Raw genomic sequence first — 20,629 nt, forward strand, 5'->3', positions numbered from 1 at the left:
TTTATTGGCTTAAAACGTCATAATACTTTGCTGGTCTGATGAGTGTGATGTTATAAACCTTAGCCTTGATATCAGCACTCACGTTTTTATACCACTTTTGAGGAAAACCTATGTTTAAAAAAGCTTGGCAAATGAAATTATTACTAAATATCTGGCCACCATTTCTATTTACCGGCATTCGTGTTGTGGATGTTTCAAAGGATTTTCGTCAAGCCAAAGTGCGTTTAAAATTAAACATCTTCAACCAAAATGCGGTTGGTGTACATTTTGGTGGTTCGTTATATGCAATGACAGATCCCTTCTGCATGTTATTGGTGATGGCGCGATTGGGCAACGATTATATCGTTTGGGATAAGTCAGCAGACATCGACTATATTAAACCCGGTAAGGGCACAGTAACCGCAGAATTTATCATTACCGATGCTTTGATTGCCGATATTTTGATCCAGACCGCGCAAGGCGAGAAATACTTGCCTGAAATTCCTGTGTATGTAAAAGATGCGCAAGGCGAAACTGTCGCTAAGCTCAATAGAAAACTCTATATTCGCAGAAAAAAATCAACGTAATAATAGCCGTAAAGTGACTCAGACTTGAGGTTAAAATTTCAATCATTTATGCTAATAAGTCGGCTAAGGTAAAGTAAGGCGTGAGTTTTATGTTGATTAGTAGACAAAAAACGGGAACACATGGCTTAATGTGTTCCCGTGAGAAGCGTTAATTACTGTGCCGTGGATGCACTAGCATTTACGACTTAGACTGAGGACTTATGCTTTATGAGTCATCAGTTGATAAACCTAGCATGCTCTTTTTTAATCTTTCTAAATCGATCGCATTTGAACGTACGGTAAGCTTAATATGGCTGTACTCATATTCTTCTTTAATAACACTCATATTAGCACGAATTTCACCTATGATACCTTTAGCGGTATAGGGGATAATAACTTCGTCTTCAATCATCTCGTCCTGTGCAACGCCAACAATATATTTATGCAATTTACTGATATCAGCGGGATTACGGGTTGAAGTCATCATAGCATCAGGGAACTCTTCCATCAGCAATGTCGAATTTGAATATTCGCTAATTGACCTAGAAACCAAAGCAAAAAAATTTTCAAATTTCCATGTACTTTCAGGCGGATACAACTGGTATTATTCCAACAACCTACTACTTCACTCGTCAATAGGCGCAGCGATTAAAGAAGAAGATATGGAACAATCATCCGGCCTGCTAACAGGTAAGGAAAGAGTACTTAAGTATTTAATAACGACAGATGCTAGATATGAGTACCCAATTAGCGATGAGATAGCCACCTATGCCATACTAGGACTAACCTATGTAGATTTCAGAACCTCTAATTTGATAACAGACGAAAAACATAATAGCTTTGGCTATAGGTGCGGTGTTGGAGGTAGTTATGTTTTATCGCGTAATAGCGCTGTATTTATAGAGTACAAGCAAGAGATAAAATCAGCAAAAATAGAAGGAGCTTCTTGGTCTATTGGCTATAAACTCACACTTTAGCCACCTCATTTCTTCAAAAGCTATACTTGAGTAGCCTCTAACAACCACCTGAGAAGTCGTCCCATTTTTCCTAGTTTCTGGATTTTAGATTAAAATAAAGGCATAATCGATTTAATTAAGAAAAGAGGTACCTCTTTTACGTTTTCCGAGATTGTTTTCATGAAAAGATTAATATTACTATTACTCGCACTTTGCCTTAGCACCATCACTACTGCCCAAAATTATCTTGCTGCCGATGGGTTTATCTCTATTACCGAACAGAAGTGGAAAAGAATAAACGGCATTACTCATTTTTGTGATCGTTCTGGGGTTAATGGCGAGCAGTGCTCTGACGAGATTTCACCTGAACTTGGAAGTGAACCTGGAGAGTACGCAGTGAGCAAATGGAGAACCGCCGATGAATATATCAAATACCAATTAACCGAAGAGTTTCAATACATTGGCATGTCAGCTAGAGAATCAGGTATGTTTTTATATTACAAGAAAAAGTAAATTACTATTAATTGATATTAAAAAAAGACCTCGCGAGGTCTTTTTTTATGCCCTTGATTTTACACACGAGCTCACATAAGGACATACCCTACATTTCACTTTCTTTACAGAGGTTGATAAACGCTTACCTGATTTAATCTTTTTTGCCTGTGTGATGAATTTCATACACTTGCCATATAAACGCTTTTTACTTCCTGCCTTAATCTTTTTGTATTTATAACTAACCTTGCAAACCGAAATTAATAAAGGCGACATACAGTAGTAGAACTGAACAACTCTTCGACCTAAAGCGCTTTGGTTCACCACAATATCCCTGAAAACTCGGAGCCTTACTGTTCTTTCATCCTGCGGGCCATATAAATATGTAGCAAGAAAATACCTCCTATCTTCACACAACCAAAATAGCGCCTGACCACATAGCCTCACGAGCATATGACTTTATCATTCCTTCGGACATAGAGTAGCTAACGAACACATACAAATGACTTTTCATCTCAGAAACGCCTAGGAAATTCAATACCTCCTCCCTCTCTAAAGCAGCATCCAAATTAGCAATACCAGAGGCAAGCTGGATTGGATTCATTTTATCAAAATTTTCACCGTCCTTGACAATATCCCCAAAACCTTTCATTACACTTTTAACATCGAACTTAGATTTCAAGTCAGCACCAACGACATCACGCAAGTCACCAAGATTATAATCATCGATATCTAATTCAGAAGACCGCCTTATAAGACCATCAATTCCAACATCTAAAACCAAGGCGTCTGAAGCCCTAAAAAGACCTTTAACCTCAACATCAGCGGCATTGGCACAAACACTTAAACTTAAAGCTAAAGACAAAACTAAGGTAGTGATACGCAACATTGCATTCCCTTCCATATTAAAAACGAACCATCGGCTAACCCTAACAGGTTTGCCGGATATAAATCCTTCAAAATAAGGGGATTACCAACGTTATATGTTTGGCTACCTCTTTGCTTAATAGGCCAGACTCGATTGATTTTATATTGAGTCTTCATCATAAAGTAAGAAGGATGAGATATACACTCAGCTGTTGGGCCGATAGTAACCCATTCTTTAAATCTTGACGCTTGTCTTTGCAAATGATTAACAACTTGCTTGTAATTATTTTGAGAAGGGCCATTCTGGTCTACCGCCTTATTAGTAAAAGGGAAGCCATTAGTAAACGTACCATGACACTGAGGAAGATAACTAGCAGGCCAATGCACAGCCGAAAGGACAGTGCCAGCAACGCAACCAAGCAAACGAGTTATACCAGAAAAGAACAACGTGGCCTCTGACTCACCATTCAAGGTGGGATCTAAATTCGTGTCCTCTGTTAAGCTAATACCAGCAACCTTTTTGCACCCCAAACCCTCCACCAATATCTTCACCGCAAAGTTGGCTGCTACAGTAGCCATACTCATCGTTACTTACTTACTGCCTGTATCGCTTTTTTACATTGAGCAAGTTGCTTCGATGTTTGCTTTCTGATGTTATCTTCTAGTAATGACTGCTCTCCAATTAGTAATGTTTCAAAATACGATACCATTTTTGGTGTCATATACTCTTCTTCGCCCGATGGTTTGTAATGTTTTTTGGACATGCTTTCCCTTTCAAAAACTTTAAAATGAATTGTTTAGTAAACGTTATATAAACTAGTAGATAACGAATTCGATTAAATAGCGGTTGACATGGGGAAATTTATCATTATCTTTACTGTTGTCTCAGCAGAGGCTTAAACAGTTATAATTACTTAAAGGAAGAAAGATTATGAAAAACATTAATAAATTGTCAATAGTATTGTTTGTGTCGGCTTTGGTGTCGGCTTGTGGCACTACTAAGAATGCTGGCGAGATGTACGCCGAACACCAGGGTAATAAATACGAGGCTGAGGTCGAATTAGTAGAAGACTCTGTTTCAAATGTACCTGATTGGTTTTTAGATGAAACTCCATACGATGAAAACGGCTTCTACGCAGTCGCTAAGGGTAAGAGTACTGATATGACTATGGCTATGCGTATTGCGCGTATTGAGGCCAAAGCGCAGCTCGGAGGGCAGGTTTCTGAGTTGATTTCATCCCAGGAAAAGCTATTTGCAAAAAGCGCAAATGGTTTGGCGGGCAAAGCAATGACAGCAACAGTTGAATCTTTTATAAAAGAATCGAATGTTGCTGGTACTCGTTTCGACCGTAAAGAGTTGTCAAATGAGGGGAATGAATACGTATTTTACGTTCGTGCTTACCTGCCTGTAACTGCAATGGCTGAAGCTCAGCGTCGTGCTGATTTTGCGAAAGATCTTGAGTTAGAGTCACAAAGTGCACAAGCAGAGTTGATGATTCGAATTGCAAAGGCTGATAAATTAAAAAAACAGCGTCAAGAAGCAGAAACGAAAAAAATTCAGGCTAACGCTGATTTAAAGGCTGCTCAGTTGGTAGAGAAGGCTTCTTTGTAAAAATATAAGTTTATAATCTTTCTTTTATGGGTGGTATCCACCCATGTTTTTAAGGGTTTTTAAGGTGCAGTATGAAGTCGTTTTTATCTATCCTTTCCGTGGGTTTTTTTTTGATTGGTTGTGCGGGAGGTGCTTTGCACAACAAGCAGTTGGATGCTGTAAAATCAGAAGCTCGCTATGAGTACTCGGTGTCTAATGAAGGTTTTCAAAAGCCAATTGCCCGAAAAGGGAATGAAATATCAAGCATAGCAGGTGATATTTATCCTCAATGGGTGATGCACCCTGCTTCTAATTATGAATTTCCTGTCGGTATAGCATGTGAGCCTATACGTTCAGCTAATCACCAATCGCAGATTGATGCTAGGGCTGATGCTATTGGTGTTGCAAGGTTGCAATTATTCCAAAAGTTGAGTGGTGACCAAAGAGTTTCAGCAAGAGAAAAGTACGTAAATAATGGGAGTGAGAAAAAAATACAAATAGAAATTAAAACACATTCACGGGGACTCCTGCCTGCGAACAAAAAAATCAAAGAATCTATTATAAGTGTTAATGGCAAGCAAGAAATTTGTGTAGCTGTTGGCTTGCTCTCCAATTGAGTCCGGTGGTATATATGAAAACAATTCTGATCCTATTTTTATCCTGTGCATTTGTTTTAACATCTAGTGCTAAAGAAATGAAGATTGACAGTAATAAGCGAAGTGCTTCTGCTGTTGATACTGTCTCTGGCCACGGTGAATATGTTATGCAGTCTTCAGACACCCTCGCTAATGCTTACTTGCAGGCGGAAAGAATTGCAAAGGCTGACGCTGCAAGAGTGTCAGGACAGTACTATGAGGTTTTGAATATAAAAGACTCAAGTACAGGTGAAAAGAAAGAGATCGTTGCAAGTATTGCTGCTTCAATCTCAACTTATGTTGTTAAACATAAGTCTATTGAGTCTATTGGTGGTCAGATGGTTGCTAAGGTTGATATCGTCGCGTCAACTCAAAAAACCCAATTAGCAGCAGCTATTAAGCGATACTTGCAGAGTTCTGAGTATAAAGAGAGGATTCTGGCGCTCAAAAAAAGTGCTTTTCTTCTGAATAAGGCCTTAAAATTGAAAGAAGCGTTAGTGGTGAAATTAAGTAAAGAGGTCGCTGAAGGAACGAGTCCTCCAAAGCTGGATAGACGTCTGTTTTATATGAATAAAGAGATAGCAGATTTGGCTTTGATCTATGGTGAATCCGTTAGTAGCGCACACAATACGTCTTATTTTTATGACGGAGATGAATCGGCAAGAGAGTTTGAAAAACTTAAAAAAACACTTAAGAAATCGGATGCAATTTATTTAAAGCGACTGACTGAGCTGCTCGGGTTGATGACGTATTCTGTTGAGATTGATAAGAAAATAAATCCAATTACGCAATTGATTGATGTGGATGTTTGGAGTTGGTTTATAGCACCTACTTATACGATTGCTGAGTCATTGCTTCCTGAGATGGGGGTGGATAGTTACTGGCGAGAAGATCTTTCTGAGAAAGGTCGAACAAAAATGTTGGCTTTTCAGTTGGACCTCTCACCTATTGCTGTAGCAGCTAGGAACTATAGTGTTATATACGTAGTTAATGTTAATGGTTTGGTGAAGGAATACCCAATTGTCATGCCTAAGAACGCTAGTACAAAGGATCAATTTGGTCGTGTGAAACCTGGTAGGGGAGGAGCGAATTATAGAAGTCGTTGCGAGTCCAGTGCTCATAACCAACCCAGTAAGGGATATGACGAAATCCTTTGTTTTAATTATAAATTTAATAGATACACTGTGCTGACTGGAGAGGTAATAACTTTTAATAGTCGGGGTTACAAGCGGGACAATACACTGAGTTTTGAAGTGCCAATTGGTGAGGATTTGTTGGTAGACACCTATTTTGAAATCAGAGAAGTTGTGTCAGAGCGGTCTGTTTATAAAAAAAGATTTTAGCAAAATATTGGATTGAACATCTTCGCGGTGGGGTATTTGCCTATCCCATCGCCTAGTATTGCAAGGTTGCAATTATTCCAAAAGTTGAGTGGTGGCCAAAGAGTTTCAGCAAGAGAAAAGTACGTAAATAATGGGAGTGAGAAAAAAATACAAATAGAAATTAAAACACATTCACGGGGACTCCTGCCTGCGAACAAAAAAATCAAAGAATCTATTATAAGTGTTAATGGCAAGCAAGAAATTTGTGTAGCTGTTGGCTTGCTCTCCAATTGAGTCCGGTGGTATATATGAAAACAATTCTGATCCTATTTTTATCCTGTGCATTTGTTTTAACATCTAGTGCTAAAGAAATGAAGATTGACAGTAATAAGCGAAGTGCTTCTGCTGTTGATACTGTCTCTGGCCACGGTGAATATGTTATGCAGTCTTCAGACACCCTCGCTAATGCTTACTTGCAGGCGGAAAGAATTGCAAAGGCTGACGCTGCAAGAGTGTCAGGACAGTACTATGAGGTTTTGAATATAAAAGACTCAAGTACAGGTGAAAAGAAAGAGATCGTTGCAAGTATTGCTGCTTCAATCTCAACTTATGTTGTTAAACATAAGTCTATTGAGTCTATTGGTGGTCAGATGGTTGCTAAGGTTGATATCGTCGCGTCAACTCAAAAAACCCAATTAGCAGCGGCTATTAAGCGATACTTGCAGAGTTCTGAGTATAAAGAGAGGATTCTGGCGCTCAAAAAAAGTGCTTTTCTTCTTAATAAAGCCTTAAAATTGAAAGAAGCGCTAGTGGTGAAATTAAGTAAAGAGGTCGCTGAAGGAACGAGTCCTCCAAAGCTGGATAGACGTCTGTTTTATATAAATAAAGAGATAGCAGATTTAGCTTTGATCTATGGTGAAGCCGTTAGTACCGCGCACAATACGTCTTATTTTTATGACGGAGATGATGTGGCGAGAGAGTTTGAAGTGCTTGAAAAAAAGATTAGGGATGCTGATGCAGTTTATTTAAAGCGACTGACTGAGTTGCTTGGGTTGATGAAATATTCTGTTAATGTTGTTAAAACCTTAAATCCGGTTACAAAGTTAGTTGAGGTGGTGGTTGCTCCTAGGCTTGAAGCACCTGCTGATTCGATTGCTAAGTCATTGCTTTCTGAGATGATGACGGATTCTTACGGGCGACAAGAGCTTTCTGACATACCTGGAACAAAGATTTTGACTTTTCGGTTGGACCTCTCACCTATTGCTGCGGCAGCTAGGAGCTATAGTGTTATATACGTAGTTAATGTTAATGGTTTGGTGAAGGAATACCCAATTGTCATGCCTATGGAAGTTCGGTCAGATAAGAGCTATACTAAGCGTAAAACTCACAAAATATTTGGTGGTGGCTATAAAAGTCGTTGTCATGAAGGTGGCCCAATCCAGGGTCTCAAGGAATATGACGATATACTTTGTTTTAATTATGAATTTGACAGAAATACTGTGTTGTCTGGTAAGGGAATAGGTTTTAAAAGTCGTGGTTATAGGAGGTCGTCAACACTAAGTTTTGAGGTGCCAATTGGTGAGGATTTGTTGGTAGATACCTATTTCGAAATCAGAGAAGTTGTGTCAGAGCGGTCTGTTTATAAAAAAAGATTTTAGCAAAATATTGGATTGAACATCTTCGCGGTGGGGTATTTGCCTATCCCATCGCCTCATTGCCACTATAGAATCTCCCTAGCTGCATCTCCAATTCAGTGTTGTAATTTTTTCATCCTGGTCACCTCATGAACGGTTTGTTGGTTATTTTAAACTAGCAAGAATCGCCTGCGACGCATCTATATAGAGTAATGTCTAAATTGATAAAATGCCGATATTTTGACCCAGACCGCGCAAGGCGAAACTGTCGCTAAGCTCAATAGAAAACTCTATATTCGCAGAAAAAAATCAACGTAATAATGGCCGTAAAGTGACTCAGACTTGAGGTTAAAATTTCAATCATTTATGCTAATAAGTCGGCTAAGGTAAAGTAAGGCGTGAGCTTTATGTTGATTAGTAGACAAAAAACGGGAACACATGGCTTAATGTGTTCCCGTGATAACAGTTAATTACTGTGCCGTGGATGCACTAGCATTTACGACTTAGCCTGAGGACTTATGCTTTATGAGTCATCAGTTGATAAACCTAGCATGCTCTTTTTTAATCTTTCTAAATCGATCGCATTTGAACGTACGGTAAGCTTAATATGGCTGTACTCATATTCTTCTTTAATAACACTCATATTAGCACGAATTTCACCTATGATACCTTTAGCGGTATAGGGGATAATAACTTCGTCTTCAATCATCTCGTCCTGTGCAACGCCAACAATATATTTATGCAATTTACTGATATCAGCGGGATTACGGGTTGAAGTCATCATAGCATCAGGGAACTCTTCCATCAGCGCTTGTTGTTGCTCAAGGCTCAGTTGATCTGATTTGTTGAGTACCAGTAATTTCTTACTGTCTTCAACACCCACTTCTTCTAATACGTCATGCACGACATCGAGTTGTGCACGAAATGAAGGATCGGCAGCATCAACCACATACAGCAATAATGATGCATCATGAGCTTCTGCTAAAGTGGAATGAAATGAGGCGACTAAATCGTGTGGTAATTTTTTAATAAAACCGACAGTATCTGACACTAATATTCGCGGTTGAGTGATGGGATATAAGGCACGAACTGTGGTGTCAAGGGTGGCAAAAAGTTTGTTTTCACCTTCGACATCACTACCGGTTATGGCTCGCATCATGGATGACTTGCCGGCATTGGTATAACCCACTAAAGCGACACAAAAAAGCTCAGAACGTTGGCTACGTCGGCCTTTCATTTCGTCTTGAACACTGACTAACTCACGCTTGAGTTCGGCTAATTGGTCGCGAACTGCACGGCGGTTTAGCTCTAGTGTGGTTTCACCAGCGCCTTTACCCATTTGACGTTCTTTATCACCCGTTGATGTTTCACGAAGGCGCGGTGCAACATAATTAAGCCGAGCAATTTCAACTTGTAATTTCGCTGTTTTGGTCCGAGCATGGCGACTAAATATTTCAATAATAATGCCAGTACGGTCAAACACCTCTACGCCTAACTGATTCTCGACATTACGTAGCTGAGATGGGCTTAAATCACAATCAAAGACCACCACATCAGCGCAGGCAAACGGTAGGTTATCCGATGGAACATTTACAGGGTTAAGGGTGAATTCCGCTTCTTCTAAATCTTCATCCTCTTCTAAACCTTCAACCACACCCTTGTTACCGGTGAGTTGCGCTATTTCAGCCAGTTTTCCTAAACCGAGTACATTAACTTTTTGGGTAGAACTCAGCTTTTGATATTGTGTACCGACGACTTTAAAGCCTAAGGTGGTGACTAAGCGGGCAAGCTCTGCAAGTGACTCGGTTGCTTCATCACCTTTAAAGTTCGGTGTGCAAATAGAAATAAGTAACGCGTTAGTCAGTGATGCTTTTGCTGTTAGTTGCATAATTTTTTATGTTAGTGCACGTTAAGTGCAGCCCTAATTTATATCTAAAGTTACCTCATCCTACGCTGTTATAGGTAAGCTTTATAGAGTAATAGTAGACTAAATTGTTGTTAGCGAAAAATTGTCGATAATTTCTATTATTCAGTGATGAAACTGTAGTCAAGCATTAGTCAAACAGTCATTATATATAATATTCAAATGGATGAAATCAGGTTAGGATTGAACATCATACAAGTATTTTACTTGCCAGTAACTGCGGGGCTGAAATAAAATATGCTACCGTTTAACCCATTTTCATCTTTATAGGCTTATTATTCATCATGTCATTTGAATTAATGTTTTTGTTTCTTGCCGGTTTTTTTGGTGGAGTTGTTAACTCAATTGCCGGCGGTGGAAGTTTTATTACCTTTCCCGCGCTTATTTTTGTCGGTATTCCTCCTATTATGGCTAATGCGACCAATACTTTTGCGTCGTGCGCCGGTTATATGAGCGGCACTTATGCCTTTCGAAAAGAGCTTGCTGCGCATAAAGATGAACTCTTGCTCATCATCGTTATTAGTTTAATGGGGGGTGTTTTTGGTGCTTGGCTCTTGCTGCAAACCTCAGAAGTACTATTTCGAGTCGCTATTCCTTGGTTGTTATTATTTGCCACTGTACTGTTTATTTTTGGTGCTCAGCTGAATGCAGGATTTAAAAAAATAGCGACTAAGCACCAACACGCATCTGCTATCGGTGGGGGTTTACTGTTAATACTACTCTTGGGCGTGTCTATTTATGGCGGTTTTTTTAACGCGGGATTGGGTATTATTATACTCAGCTATTTAGCATTAGCGGGCTATACCAACATCAATGTAATGAATGGATTGAAATTATTAGTGTCAGCGGCCGTGTCATTAATTGCCATCGCCTTGTTTATTTATAATGACCTTATTGTTTGGTATGAAGGTACTATTTTGTTATGTGGCACGTTAGTAGGAGGTTATATGGCGGCGAATATATCACGCAAACTACCACAAAAGCAGGTTAGAGGTTTTGTTATTGTGATCAGTGTTGCGACGACATTATATTTCTTTTTTGCGACTTATTTAGCTTAACAGTGACAGTGACTGTTAACTGTTAACTGTTAACAGAGGACAGCATTGTTATGCTACAACACTGCCAGCCAGTAACAAGGATAAACCGAGCTTGAATCAAGGTAAGTCGTTTGCTGAAATACTTATCTTATACCTGATCAGGTAAGGCTTTTTTAGAGGAGACTGGCCAAGTCACTTTTAACCATGAAAATTAGTAGCTGAAAAAAAATTATTATCACTAACGTCCTTTTATAGCTAAAAAACGTGCTAATTAGTACTCAGCTGGAGATAAGTCATATTGTTGTTTAATCGTTAATCGCTGCTTAGCAATATTATCAAAGGCTCGCTGGTAGCTTTGTATTATGTGATCGGGTGTATTGATATTAAATGCCAAGTAATTACCTGTTTTGTTGACCTGCCAAACTTGTTCATAGGCATTAGTACTTAAGTTGCTTTTTTTCGCTAAATGCTCAAAAGCATGAATAGAGGTAACCATCATGTCTACACGACCTGATTGCATCAACAAAAAGGCTTGTTCTAGTTGTGAAATTTCTGCAAGACTAGACGCAGGAAAACCCATTTTACGCAGCGAAATACCGGAAATATCATCCTTTACCGCTACCACAGTATGATTAAACACTTGCTGTAAGTTGGAAAAATTAAAGTTTTTTGATTTTTTGGCAAATAAGACATGATTAGAATGAAAAAAAGGCCCAACCCATTTAAATAGCTTTTCACGTGGTTGAGTTTTAGACACAGTAAATAAAGCGGTATTACTTTTATCTAAAGTAAATTTATAGCCACGTGCCCATGGCACTAACAGTACTTCCTGTTCAGGTATGTCTAAATTTTTCCAAATAGCTTTTAACGTATCTGCTGAAATGCCTTTGAGTTCATCATTGATTAAATAATTGGCTGGCGGATAAATCTCCGTATAAAAGGTGATGTTTTCAATTGCCGATGGTGATTGAAACGCCTTCAGTTGAGGAAGCACTAAAAAGAATAACAAAATTGATTTTAAAATAAATATTTTCATTAGAAACATCAGTACTAAACCATCGGAAAATCATGATAGCAAAATTCACGATATTAATTAAGTTTAATTATTAAAATCAAATCATTATAAGCTTAATTAGGCGCAGCATTGCTAAGTGCTAACTATTAAGTGCCTTGGACTATAGTGATAGACAACCGCCATTACCTTTCTCTGAAGCGCTTATGCGCTACTATGGCTGCATTTTTTGTTTGCTAGGCTGTTTTTAGATGCAGGGTTAAAAATTAATTTATATGCTTATACCTAGATTTATATAATCGTACAAGAGATTGTCTAAAATAAGTTTGAGCTATTAAGTCGATTTCATCAATGACAACTTACAGGTGTATTTACCTTGAAACAGATGGCTGGCTGCAAGCGTATAACCGCTTTTGTTATATCAATTTCATTCATTAGGTAGTCTACTTTATACGCAGGGAAAATGGCCAAATATAAGGCATTTATTTTAATAACTAGTTGTGCTAATTATTAAATAAATAACGCAGTAGTGGGTTGTTTTAACCAATAAAAATGATCAGATAATGGTGAGATTGGTATTAGCTATAATAGCAACAAAAAAGCCAGCTAACCGCTGGCTTTTTCAATACAATGTAGTTTACGGTTAAAGCGTTAGTCTGCTAACTCAGCTAAACATAGTTCATCGTAAATTTGTTTAACCCAAGTATCGACGCGCTCGGCGGTTAGTTCAGGTTGACGGTCTTCATCAATACATAAACCTATGAAGGTGTTTTCGTCAACTAAGCCTTTAGAGGCTTCAAATTCATAACCCTTGGTTGGCCAGTGACCAACCATAATCGCGCCCTTTGATTCCACGATATCACGCAATGGTTCCATCGCATCACAGAAGTACTCAGAGTAATCTTCTTGATCGCCTAAACCGAAAATAGCCACGAGTTTGTCGGTAAAATCAATTTCTTCTAATTCAGGTAAGAAGTCATCCCAATCACATTGGTTTTCGCCATAATACCAGGTAGGAATACCTAAAATTATTAAATCGAACTCAGCGATTTCTTCTTTGGTACTTTTGGCGATATCTCTAACATCGACAAGGCTTTTACCCAATTTTTTTTGGATCATTTTGCCTACGGCTTCGGTGTTACCTGTGTCACTTCCGAAAAATAAACCTACAATTGCCATCAATTTAACCTTTTTATAGCTAACTAAACTTTAATATCGTTGGTATCAAGCGACTGAACTAATAGGGCTTCTATTAATTCACTTCGACTAACACCTTTATCATTTGCTAAAGCGTCTAAGCGTTCATATACATCTTGATGTAATTTAAACTCTATTCGCTTTAAGCCATTGTTCTTATCGCGCTTGACCTGATTGCGTTTGTTTATTTTTACTTGCACGCTGCGTGAATGGGGGTTCGTTTTTGGTCGCCCCGGTCGCTTTTCATCGCTAAATAAGTCAATGGTCGTTAAATCTGCTACTTCTTTTGCCATCTTATTACTTACTTACCCAACGCCTTGGCTTTCCCAAATAAACTGAATGATGCCTTTTGCGATAAATCCAGCACACCCTAAAAATAATACAAAATAAACAACTATCTTTCCGATCTTAGGTACATCGTTTTTTTTCATCACATCATGCATTGATAAGCCAATGAAAATAAAGATAAAAGCAAAAAATAAATTTAGCCCAATGGTTTCAATTAATTCGAAGTGTTCTGCTAACATATTTAACCCTAAAATTTTCAGGGCGCACTATAGCATATTACGGCTTTTAAAGACATTATTTTTGTTACCTGGGTAACCACTTTGCCAGCATTATTTTGCTATTTTAGCGCCTATGAGTCTGAGCATAAAATAATTTTATCACGCTAATTATACAAAGTTATACTGTTTGGTATTAGCGCTAGATCAATTAACTTGTTAAAAAACCTTCAACGCTGCGATTAAAGGCAAGCGTTTTTTCAGCATGTAACCAATGCCCAGCCCCTTGAATAATGCGGGCACGACTCTGTGGAAATAAGCGTAATATTGCTGTGCGGTGTTCGGGTAATATATAGTCAGAATTAGCCCCTTTGATAAACAGGGTGGGCCCTTGATAGCTATTGCTACCTTGATAAGCTTTCATTATTTGTGGATAATTTTTTGCTATATTTTCAAGGTTACATTTAAAAGAAAATTGGCCATTTTGGCTGCTTAAATTGCGCAATAAAAATTGTCGCACGCTTAGATTGTCAACATATTGGCTGAGCTGTTTATCCGCGTCTTTACGTTGTTTTATCGTGGTAAAGTCAAGTGACCTTAAGCCGGCAATTATTTGCTTATGGTGTGGTGGATATTCAGCTGGGGCTATATCGGCAACAATTAACTTTTCAACTAGCGCTGGCGCAGTAAGGGCTAATTCCATGGCTATTTTTCCGCCCATAGAATGCCCCAAGACTACGGCACTATTGATGGCTAGGTGCTGCATAATATCAATGATGTCTTGTGCCATGCTTGAGTAGTTCATCACACTATCGTGAAATGAGTCGCCATGGTTACGGACATCAACACTGGTGACTCGATAATTTTCCGCTAAGGCTTTTGCTACCATATTGAGGTTTTCTAAGCGGCCAAATAAACCATGGATAAGGATAATGTTTTTACCGCTGCCAGATTGTTGATAGTTTAAAAGCTTTGCCATTGGGCTCTCTTATCGTGTTATTTAAGGGATAAAACTGTGCTTATTTTTACATTTTGAGGTAATAAAATCTAAATTAAATTTTATTAAAATCAAGTGCTATATCGATTTGAGCGCGCTGATTGTGGTGGCTAACATTTAATTTCAATAGCTTAGCCACTGGCTTTTTGAAAAATATTTCCATCATTTGTTAATCCACTATAGAGACTTATTATCAACGCAAGTATAATCTTGGCGCGATCTATCATAATTTTCCTAGGGTCATCAATGAAAAACATCGAAATAGATGAAGAACTTTATCAACATATTGCCTCAAATACCCAGTATATTGGCGAAAGTGCCTCGTCGATATTACGTCGTCTAATTAACTTACCCAGCCAAAACAATGCTGAGGTTGTAGCTGCCGTTAAAGTAGAAGTTGTTGAACAAATTGTAGAAGCAGTTGTTGAAGAGCCAGTAGCTGATGCAAAGGTTGATGTTAATGGCTCAGTATTTCATTACATCAATAGAGAAGAGTTGGCTATGCAGCGTGGCGCTGTAGGTCGATTTTTACTGGTATTAGCGGCATTACATCGGGTGCACGGCCAGCGTTTTTCAGTCGCTTGTCAGATCAGAGGTCGTGACCGTTTATATTTTGCGGCCAGTGAAGCAGAATTAGTGGCTAGTGGCAGCAGTACTAAGCCTCGTCAGATCCCAGAAAGCCCATTTTGGGTGATTACAAACTCAAACACTACCCGTAAAAAAATGATGTTGACCGAAGTCAGTCGAGCATTAGGCTATAACGAGCAAGATGTAGAAGACATTCGCGATTTACTTTAGTTATCATGGTGATATTAATCGGTGATCAAGTAAGGTATACGGCTTAAATTTTTATAAGGGATAAGGAAATTAAATGACCATTCATCAACATGCAGGCAAACTGGCAAGACCGATAGATAGAATTAACCTTGGTCGTTTGGTTAGCGACTATTTTTTACAAACACCTAATGTTGACATTGCCGAGCAAAAAGTCACTTTTGGTACTTCTGGGCATCGTGGTAATGCCAGTAAATTAAGCTTTAATCAGCAGCATATTGAAGCTATTTGTCAGGCAGTCGCTGAATATCGTTTAGCGCAAGGCTTTAATGGGCCACTTTATTTAGGTAAAGATACCCATGCGTTATCTGAACCGGCCTTTGCTTCTGCTATTTCAGTATTGATCGCCAATAATGTCCCTGTTGTTATTCAAGACGATGATGGCTTTACGCCAACGCCGGTTATTTCACGCTTGATTATTGTCCATAATAAAACCCAGTCAAGCCAAGCTGATGGTTTGATCATCACGCCTTCGCATAATCCACCCAGCGATGGCGGCATTAAATATAATCCCCCTCATGGTGGTCCAGCTGAAGGTGACATAACCCAAGTTATTGAGCAGCGTGCGAACGAAATAATTGCGAATAAACTGCTTGATGTTAAACGCCTTGATTACAGCCAAGCACTAAAGTCTGCATTACTGACTCGTGAAGACTTTATCACATTTTATGTTGAGCAATTAAGCCAAGTAGTTGATATGGAAGCGATTGCAAAAGCAGGTATACATATTGGTGTTGACCCTTTAGGTGGTTCAGGTATTCATTATTGGCCGGTAATCGCCAAAAAATACGGTTTGAAATTAGACGTAGTCAATCCAGTGGTTGATGCAAGTTTTGCTTTTATGCCATTAGATAAAGATGGCAAAATTCGCATGGATTGTTCATCACCTTATGCCATGGCAGGCTTAATTGCTTTGAAAGACAAGTTTGATATTGCCGTCGGCAACGATCCTGATTTTGACCGCCACGGTATTGTGACTAAAACGGGTGGTTTGATGAACCCCAATCATTACTTAGCGGTGTCTATTCACTATTTAATGACTCACCGAAACTGGCCTAAAACTTGTAAAATAGGTAAAACACTCGTCTCTAGTTCGCTAATTGACCGTGTTGCTAAGCTTATTGACCGTCCTCTTTCAGAAGTACCTGTCGGTTTTAAATGGTTTGTTGATGGTTTACATGATGCAAGCTATGCCTTTGGCGGTGAAGAAAGCGCCGGTGCGACATTTATCGCCCGTGACGGCAGCTGTTGGACCACAGACAAAGATGGTTTTGTGATGGCCTTACTAGCAGCTGAAATGCTTGCCGTTACCGGCAAAGACCCTTACCAATTATATCAAGCATTAGCTAAGCAATTAGGCGAGCCCTGTTATGGCCGTGTTGAGGCGGTCGCTAACTTGCAACAAAAGCAGGTACTGACGGCACTAACCGCGGATGCTATTACCACTGATGTGTTAGCGGGTGAGAAAATCAGCCAAATATTGTCACATGCGCCCGGTAACCATGCCGCTATTGGTGGCATTAAAGTGTGTACTGAAAATGGTTGGTTTGCTGCTCGCCCGTCAGGCACTGAAGATATTTATAAAATATACGCAGAAAGTTTTATTGATGATGCGCATTTACAGTTAATTATCAGCGATGCACAAAAACTTGTCAGTGCTGCCTTTGTTGCCGCTGGTTTGTGATACAAACATATGGTTAGAATGGTGTTGAATAAAGTTACCAGTGATGTCATTCTAATATTTATACTTTATTTTCTGTTCTGTTCTTATAGTATTGGGCAGACGTCAAGCTAGTCTTAAGTCTTATTTATGCTTAGTGTATTATCAAGTATAGTGCTGCGGGTTAAGATGAATATAACAAGCTTTAGTCTTGTCATATTCATTGAAAAGAGCAAATAGTCACTTAGTTAGCGAAATATTAGGCTTCCTAGTTATGGATAAATTCTAGCAATAGAACTAGATATGGACATTAAATGACGTCAATAAATTATTTTGAAAAATACGGCGGCTTTGCCACTTTATATCCGCTTGTGGGTGAGTTTTACGATGCAGTTTTAGCATCAGATATTGTCGCTTATATTTTTGAACCTATTCGTATGGAGGCATTAATCGAGCACCAAACAAAATACTTGGCGGCTATGATGGGAGGCCCAGGTGAATATGATGATGAAAAGCTCAAATCAGCCCATAGTCGATTTAAGATAACTGAAGTTGAATGGAATGAAGTGGTCAATATTTTTATCACTACGTTGAACAATTTTAAAATTGAAGACGAGGATATCAAAGCGTTAGCTAGCTTGATAGCTGCTCGAAAATCGTTAATTGTCGTGGAGTAATAACCATGGGATTTGATTTATTAAATAAATTAGACGTTGTCGTTGCAATATGTAACAAGCAAACATTAGCCCCATCTTATTCGAGTAGCAAGTTTAAGGCGATCATAGGAGAATGTGGTGAGGCCATTTTCAACCTATTTGACAGTAAATATCAACAATTCTCTAGAGAGCAAGTCTTAGCTGTAAATGCACAAAGCTCTTATGCATTTACCATACAGTTAAAAGATGAACGCACGCGTAAAACCATCAAAGTTACCATGAGTGATTATGATGAAGACCAACTCATGATTCTTGGTCAGGACATAACTGAGCTGAAAAAACTAGAATATTCATTACAGGCTTATGCCTCTCTTATGGAAAAACAAGAAAAGAGCCTGATTAAAATGGCCTATACCGACTCATTAACTGGTATTGCCAACCGTCGAGCTATGTTCAAAAAATTTAATGAATACATTCAAAACCAAAACCAAAACCAAAACCAAAACCAAAACCAAAATAATACTAAGGGGTCTATCTGCATAATCGACATTGATCATTTCAAACAGTTTAACGACCTTTATGGCCATGAGTTTGGTGATTATGTACTAAAGCGTTTTGCTGAAAAAGTTACACTAGCATTAGATAATGACTGTTATTTTGCCCGTATTGGTGGAGAAGAGTTTTGTGTATTTAGTTACACGCGCACTGGCGCAGAGTTAAGTACGCTGATTGATACGGTTTTAGATTCCATAAAAGCTTGTGAAATACTGACACCAGAAAAAAATATTACTCAACTTAGTTTTAGTGCTGGCATTGTCGAAAATACAACACATGGTACGACTTTAGATAAACTACTAAGCAATGCAGACATGGCATTATACTTTGCTAAAGCGACTGGACGTGGTCAAGTTACTTCTTTTTCAACAGATTTATTGGCAAAGCATGAAGCTAAACCTATACCTACATCTTGAGAAATAAAGCGTGAAGTTATTTATTGCTATCACAATGATATTTGAATTTTTCAACCCTTTGTTGCTGACTTTTGTGAGCAAATTAACCCATTACGATATTAAATTCAGCTTTTTTCAATGTCATCCTGAACAATAAAAACAAGTCGACTAAGTGATAAAAAATGGCCTTAAAAATCAACAGTTATGCCGCTAAAATTCACTTATGTCAAATGAGTAAAGTGAAGCGATAAAATAGTCATTGATAATGAGGGCATAAATCCTCAAATCTGCTGGTAATTGCTTTTCAACGTGACTCTATCTAACCATGACTTTAATACGAAAGTTAGCGCTATAAAAATACTACCTTAGCGCTTAATTTATTTTGGCGACATAAAAACGTTCGCTAAAAAAAATGATTTTCTGTGATTATACAGCGGAATTTTTTACTTTAATTTACACCGCTATGGCTATTTCGGTGGCAGTAGTAGGGCAATTAGAGCGGTAGCGCTTTAAGCTTAATGTAGATTTTGATTTTAAAGATAACAGCTGAAAATATTGATCAATTTTCGCTAGTGGGCTAATAGCCATTTTAATAAAATATAACCTGAGCAGGTAGCTAATATTGTATGGGTATAATACCCGCTTAGTTGCCTTAGACTAAAATACAGAGGTTAAAGACACTTCACTCTTTAGAGCTATAAAGCGATATCATGACAAGAAAAATATTAACATTACCGGTAAAAAGAAAAAAAATACCCAAACAAGTGGATGAAGTCGTTAAAGATGCATCTTGTGATGACCCACAAAAGCGTTTTTTAAATGGCGTAGCCATTAATCCTTATCAGTGTATTGAGCTAGCATCAGGCTCTGAGCAACTTTCCATGCGAGCGATGGATTTGTTTACACCGCTTGGCAGGGGTCAACGAGGCTTGATTGTAGCTCCGCCAGGCTCCGGAAAAACCACGCTTTTAAAAGATGTTTGCCAAGCAGTGTCGACAGCTTATCCCGAAATAAAGCTTTATGCCTTACTTATTGATGAGCGTCCAGAAGAGGTGACCGACTTTAAGCGCAGCGTGTCGGCACAAGTACATGCTTCCTCTACGGATGAAAACCATGACCAACACGTTCGTGTTGCTAATAACCTGCTTAATATTGCGCGTAAGGAAGCGGGTGAAGGTCATGATGTTATGATTGTTATTGATTCTTTAACTCGACTGACAAGAGTACATAATGCCAATCAAAAAAGCAGTGGTCGTACTATGTCGGGCGGTCTTGATGCTAGCGCGATGGCGATACCACGAAAATTATTTGGCGCCGCGAGAAAGATTGAGCATGGTGGCTCACTGACTATTTTAGCCACCATACTTGTTGATACCGGCAGCCGGATGGACCAAGTGATATTTGAGGAATTCAAAGGCACGGGTAATATGGAAGTTGTTTTATCACGCGAAGCTGCACAACAGCGAATTTTTCCTGCCTTGGATATGGCTAAAAGTAGTACACGCCGTGAGGAACTGCTGTTAAATGTTAAGGATCTCGACAATATAAAAACCTTGCGAAGAGCATTTACCGGTCTTAAACCCACAGAAGGTGCGAGTAAACTTGTTGAGTTACTGCAAAAATATCCAAGTAATGCCGAGCTGTTAAATCGTTAGTGGCGAAAAAATTGCAGTGTATTGCAGTGTTGAGTTAATGAAATGAATTAGCGCACAAAGCGATAACTTTATGTGCTAATGAGCTCTATTTTTTCTACTACTTTTACTGCTAGATTGGCAAATAGGTAGTTATTAATCGATGGTAAGCTTAGTTACTGGCTT

General features: G+C 38.7%; 24 protein-coding genes. 13 read left to right on the plus strand and 11 right to left on the minus strand.

The features are described from left to right. Positions 1 to 110: 110 nt before the first annotated feature. Positions 111 to 566: a DUF4442 domain-containing protein gene (locus tag H4J54_RS11925; protein WP_182191086.1), complete on the plus strand. Its 456-nt coding sequence runs from the start codon at positions 111 to 113 to the stop codon at positions 564 to 566. Positions 567 to 771: 205 nt separating this feature from the next. On the opposite strand, the gene H4J54_RS19695 is transcribed toward H4J54_RS11925, so the two are convergent. Further along, positions 772 to 1,143, minus strand: a complete 372-nt coding sequence (locus H4J54_RS19695) for a hypothetical protein (RefSeq protein WP_310650768.1) — start codon at positions 1,141 to 1,143, stop codon at positions 772 to 774. On the opposite strand from H4J54_RS19695, the gene H4J54_RS11930 reads away from it, so the two are divergent. After that, a complete protein-coding gene (locus H4J54_RS11930) occupies positions 1,082 to 1,522 on the plus strand; it encodes an outer membrane beta-barrel protein (protein WP_310650081.1) in 441 nt (146 codons plus the stop codon). The genes H4J54_RS19695 and H4J54_RS11930 overlap by 62 nt on opposite strands. Before the next feature lie 159 nt (positions 1,523 to 1,681). Beyond that, on the plus strand, positions 1,682 to 2,014 hold the full coding sequence (locus tag H4J54_RS11935) for a hypothetical protein (RefSeq protein ID WP_182191087.1): 333 nt from the start codon (positions 1,682 to 1,684) through the stop codon (positions 2,012 to 2,014). Between the two features lie 45 nt (positions 2,015 to 2,059). Here the strand turns inward: H4J54_RS11935 and H4J54_RS19790 are convergent, their stop codons facing one another. The 4 genes from H4J54_RS19790 to H4J54_RS19485 are packed head-to-tail and all read right to left on the minus strand — an operon-like array spanning position 2,060 to position 3,582. After that, positions 2,060 to 2,446: a CFI-box-CTERM domain-containing protein gene (locus H4J54_RS19790; protein WP_404851901.1), complete on the minus strand. Its 387-nt coding sequence runs from the start codon at positions 2,444 to 2,446 to the stop codon at positions 2,060 to 2,062. After that, positions 2,403 to 2,882 carry a hypothetical protein gene (locus H4J54_RS11940; protein WP_182191088.1) on the minus strand — a complete coding sequence of 160 codons (480 nt, stop codon included), beginning with the start codon at positions 2,880 to 2,882 and terminating at the stop codon, positions 2,403 to 2,405. The genes H4J54_RS19790 and H4J54_RS11940 overlap by 44 nt, the downstream gene beginning before the upstream one ends. Continuing rightward, positions 2,861 to 3,439: a TraU family protein gene (locus H4J54_RS11945; RefSeq protein ID WP_182191089.1), complete on the minus strand. Its 579-nt coding sequence runs from the start codon at positions 3,437 to 3,439 to the stop codon at positions 2,861 to 2,863. Before H4J54_RS11945 ends, H4J54_RS11940 begins: the two co-directional genes overlap by 22 nt. An 8-nt stretch (positions 3,440 to 3,447) precedes the next feature. After that, positions 3,448 to 3,582, minus strand: coding sequence for a hypothetical protein (locus H4J54_RS19485; protein ID WP_259366927.1), 135 nt, complete (start codon positions 3,580 to 3,582; stop codon positions 3,448 to 3,450). Positions 3,583 to 3,791: 209 nt separating this feature from the next. On the opposite strand from H4J54_RS19485, the gene H4J54_RS11950 reads away from it, so the two are divergent. The 4 genes from H4J54_RS11950 (at position 3,792) to H4J54_RS11965 (ending at position 8,066) form a co-directional block, all read left to right on the plus strand. Further along, positions 3,792 to 4,472, plus strand: coding sequence for an LPP20 family lipoprotein (locus H4J54_RS11950; protein ID WP_182191090.1), 681 nt, complete (start codon positions 3,792 to 3,794; stop codon positions 4,470 to 4,472). A 71-nt stretch (positions 4,473 to 4,543) separates the two neighbouring features. After that, positions 4,544 to 5,068: a hypothetical protein gene (locus H4J54_RS11955; protein ID WP_182191091.1), complete on the plus strand. Its 525-nt coding sequence runs from the start codon at positions 4,544 to 4,546 to the stop codon at positions 5,066 to 5,068. Positions 5,069 to 5,082: 14 nt separating this feature from the next. Next, positions 5,083 to 6,429, plus strand: a complete 1,347-nt coding sequence (locus H4J54_RS11960; protein ID WP_182191092.1) for a hypothetical protein — start codon at positions 5,083 to 5,085, stop codon at positions 6,427 to 6,429. Between the two features lie 287 nt (positions 6,430 to 6,716). Continuing rightward, positions 6,717 to 8,066 carry a hypothetical protein gene (locus tag H4J54_RS11965; RefSeq protein ID WP_182191093.1) on the plus strand — a complete coding sequence of 450 codons (1,350 nt, stop codon included), beginning with the start codon at positions 6,717 to 6,719 and terminating at the stop codon, positions 8,064 to 8,066. 499 nt (positions 8,067 to 8,565) lie between these two features. On the opposite strand, the gene hflX is transcribed toward H4J54_RS11965, so the two are convergent. Further along, positions 8,566 to 9,930 (minus strand): GTPase HflX, encoded by a 1,365-nt coding sequence (gene hflX / locus H4J54_RS11970; protein ID WP_182191094.1) that lies wholly within the window; start codon positions 9,928 to 9,930, stop codon positions 8,566 to 8,568. 320 nt (positions 9,931 to 10,250) lie between these two features. Between hflX and H4J54_RS11975 the strand changes: the two genes are divergently transcribed. Further along, positions 10,251 to 11,024 (plus strand): sulfite exporter TauE/SafE family protein, encoded by a 774-nt coding sequence (locus H4J54_RS11975; RefSeq protein WP_182191095.1) that lies wholly within the window; start codon positions 10,251 to 10,253, stop codon positions 11,022 to 11,024. A 250-nt stretch (positions 11,025 to 11,274) separates the two neighbouring features. Here the strand turns inward: H4J54_RS11975 and H4J54_RS11980 are convergent, their stop codons facing one another. The 5 genes from H4J54_RS11980 to H4J54_RS12000 form a co-directional block, all read right to left on the minus strand. Next, a complete protein-coding gene (locus H4J54_RS11980; RefSeq protein WP_182191096.1) occupies positions 11,275 to 12,039 on the minus strand; it encodes an ABC transporter substrate-binding protein in 765 nt (254 codons plus the stop codon). Between the two features lie 627 nt (positions 12,040 to 12,666). Beyond that, positions 12,667 to 13,194 carry a flavodoxin FldA gene (fldA, locus tag H4J54_RS11985; RefSeq protein WP_182191097.1) on the minus strand — a complete coding sequence of 176 codons (528 nt, stop codon included), beginning with the start codon at positions 13,192 to 13,194 and terminating at the stop codon, positions 12,667 to 12,669. A gap of 23 nt (positions 13,195 to 13,217) precedes the next feature. Further along, a complete protein-coding gene (gene ybfE / locus H4J54_RS11990; RefSeq protein WP_182191098.1) occupies positions 13,218 to 13,505 on the minus strand; it encodes a LexA regulated protein in 288 nt (95 codons plus the stop codon). A 12-nt stretch (positions 13,506 to 13,517) separates the two neighbouring features. Continuing rightward, a complete protein-coding gene (locus tag H4J54_RS11995) occupies positions 13,518 to 13,739 on the minus strand; it encodes a DUF2788 domain-containing protein (protein ID WP_182136116.1) in 222 nt (73 codons plus the stop codon). Between the two features lie 187 nt (positions 13,740 to 13,926). Next, a complete protein-coding gene (locus H4J54_RS12000) occupies positions 13,927 to 14,694 on the minus strand; it encodes an alpha/beta fold hydrolase (protein ID WP_182191099.1) in 768 nt (255 codons plus the stop codon). A 264-nt stretch (positions 14,695 to 14,958) separates the two neighbouring features. On the opposite strand from H4J54_RS12000, the gene seqA reads away from it, so the two are divergent. The 5 genes from seqA (at position 14,959) to rho (ending at position 20,467) form a co-directional block, all read left to right on the plus strand. After that, the gene (gene seqA, locus H4J54_RS12005; protein ID WP_182136114.1) at positions 14,959 to 15,510 is read left to right on the plus strand and encodes a replication initiation negative regulator SeqA; all 552 of its coding nucleotides are present in this window, start codon (positions 14,959 to 14,961) and stop codon (positions 15,508 to 15,510) included. Positions 15,511 to 15,583: 73 nt separating this feature from the next. Then, complete coding sequence (gene pgm, locus H4J54_RS12010) at positions 15,584 to 17,230, plus strand: phosphoglucomutase (alpha-D-glucose-1,6-bisphosphate-dependent) (protein ID WP_182191100.1); 1,647 nt, start codon at positions 15,584 to 15,586, stop codon at positions 17,228 to 17,230. A 290-nt stretch (positions 17,231 to 17,520) separates the two neighbouring features. Further along, entirely contained in the window at positions 17,521 to 17,883 is a 363-nt protein-coding gene (locus H4J54_RS12015; RefSeq protein ID WP_182191101.1) for a group 1 truncated hemoglobin, read from the plus strand. A 5-nt stretch (positions 17,884 to 17,888) separates the two neighbouring features. Continuing rightward, complete coding sequence (locus tag H4J54_RS12020) at positions 17,889 to 18,833, plus strand: GGDEF domain-containing protein (RefSeq protein ID WP_182191102.1); 945 nt, start codon at positions 17,889 to 17,891, stop codon at positions 18,831 to 18,833. Between the two features lie 689 nt (positions 18,834 to 19,522). Continuing rightward, entirely contained in the window at positions 19,523 to 20,467 is a 945-nt protein-coding gene (gene rho / locus H4J54_RS12025; protein ID WP_182191103.1) for a transcription termination factor Rho, read from the plus strand. Positions 20,468 to 20,629: the final 162 nt, after the last annotated feature.

The organism is Colwellia sp. MB3u-8 (assembly GCF_014076985.1).
Classification (GTDB): domain Bacteria; phylum Pseudomonadota; class Gammaproteobacteria; order Enterobacterales; family Alteromonadaceae; genus Cognaticolwellia.

Coding starts and splice junctions, on each gene's coding strand:
- H4J54_RS11925 (WP_182191086.1), top strand. CDS start 111: ATGTTTAAAAAAGCTTGGCAAATGAAATTATTACTAAATATCTGGCCA.
- H4J54_RS11935 (WP_182191087.1), top strand. CDS start 1,682: ATGAAAAGATTAATATTACTATTACTCGCACTTTGCCTTAGCACCATC.
- H4J54_RS19790 (WP_404851901.1), bottom strand. CDS start 2,446: ATGCTCGTGAGGCTATGTGGTCAGGCGCTATTTTGGTTGTGTGAAGAT.
- H4J54_RS11940 (WP_182191088.1), bottom strand. CDS start 2,882: ATGTTGCGTATCACTACCTTAGTTTTGTCTTTAGCTTTAAGTTTAAGT.
- H4J54_RS11945 (WP_182191089.1), bottom strand. CDS start 3,439: ATGGCTACTGTAGCAGCCAACTTTGCGGTGAAGATATTGGTGGAGGGT.
- H4J54_RS19485 (WP_259366927.1), bottom strand. CDS start 3,582: ATGACACCAAAAATGGTATCGTATTTTGAAACATTACTAATTGGAGAG.
- H4J54_RS11950 (WP_182191090.1), top strand. CDS start 3,792: ATGAAAAACATTAATAAATTGTCAATAGTATTGTTTGTGTCGGCTTTG.
- H4J54_RS11955 (WP_182191091.1), top strand. CDS start 4,544: ATGAAGTCGTTTTTATCTATCCTTTCCGTGGGTTTTTTTTTGATTGGT.
- H4J54_RS11960 (WP_182191092.1), top strand. CDS start 5,083: ATGAAAACAATTCTGATCCTATTTTTATCCTGTGCATTTGTTTTAACA.
- H4J54_RS11965 (WP_182191093.1), top strand. CDS start 6,717: ATGAAAACAATTCTGATCCTATTTTTATCCTGTGCATTTGTTTTAACA.
- hflX (WP_182191094.1), bottom strand. CDS start 9,930: ATGCAACTAACAGCAAAAGCATCACTGACTAACGCGTTACTTATTTCT.
- H4J54_RS11975 (WP_182191095.1), top strand. CDS start 10,251: ATGTCATTTGAATTAATGTTTTTGTTTCTTGCCGGTTTTTTTGGTGGA.
- H4J54_RS11980 (WP_182191096.1), bottom strand. CDS start 12,039: ATGAAAATATTTATTTTAAAATCAATTTTGTTATTCTTTTTAGTGCTT.
- fldA (WP_182191097.1), bottom strand. CDS start 13,194: ATGGCAATTGTAGGTTTATTTTTCGGAAGTGACACAGGTAACACCGAA.
- ybfE (WP_182191098.1), bottom strand. CDS start 13,505: ATGGCAAAAGAAGTAGCAGATTTAACGACCATTGACTTATTTAGCGAT.
- H4J54_RS11995 (WP_182136116.1), bottom strand. CDS start 13,739: ATGTTAGCAGAACACTTCGAATTAATTGAAACCATTGGGCTAAATTTA.
- H4J54_RS12000 (WP_182191099.1), bottom strand. CDS start 14,694: ATGGCAAAGCTTTTAAACTATCAACAATCTGGCAGCGGTAAAAACATT.
- seqA (WP_182136114.1), top strand. CDS start 14,959: ATGAAAAACATCGAAATAGATGAAGAACTTTATCAACATATTGCCTCA.
- pgm (WP_182191100.1), top strand. CDS start 15,584: ATGACCATTCATCAACATGCAGGCAAACTGGCAAGACCGATAGATAGA.
- H4J54_RS12015 (WP_182191101.1), top strand. CDS start 17,521: ATGACGTCAATAAATTATTTTGAAAAATACGGCGGCTTTGCCACTTTA.
- H4J54_RS12020 (WP_182191102.1), top strand. CDS start 17,889: ATGGGATTTGATTTATTAAATAAATTAGACGTTGTCGTTGCAATATGT.
- rho (WP_182191103.1), top strand. CDS start 19,523: ATGACAAGAAAAATATTAACATTACCGGTAAAAAGAAAAAAAATACCC.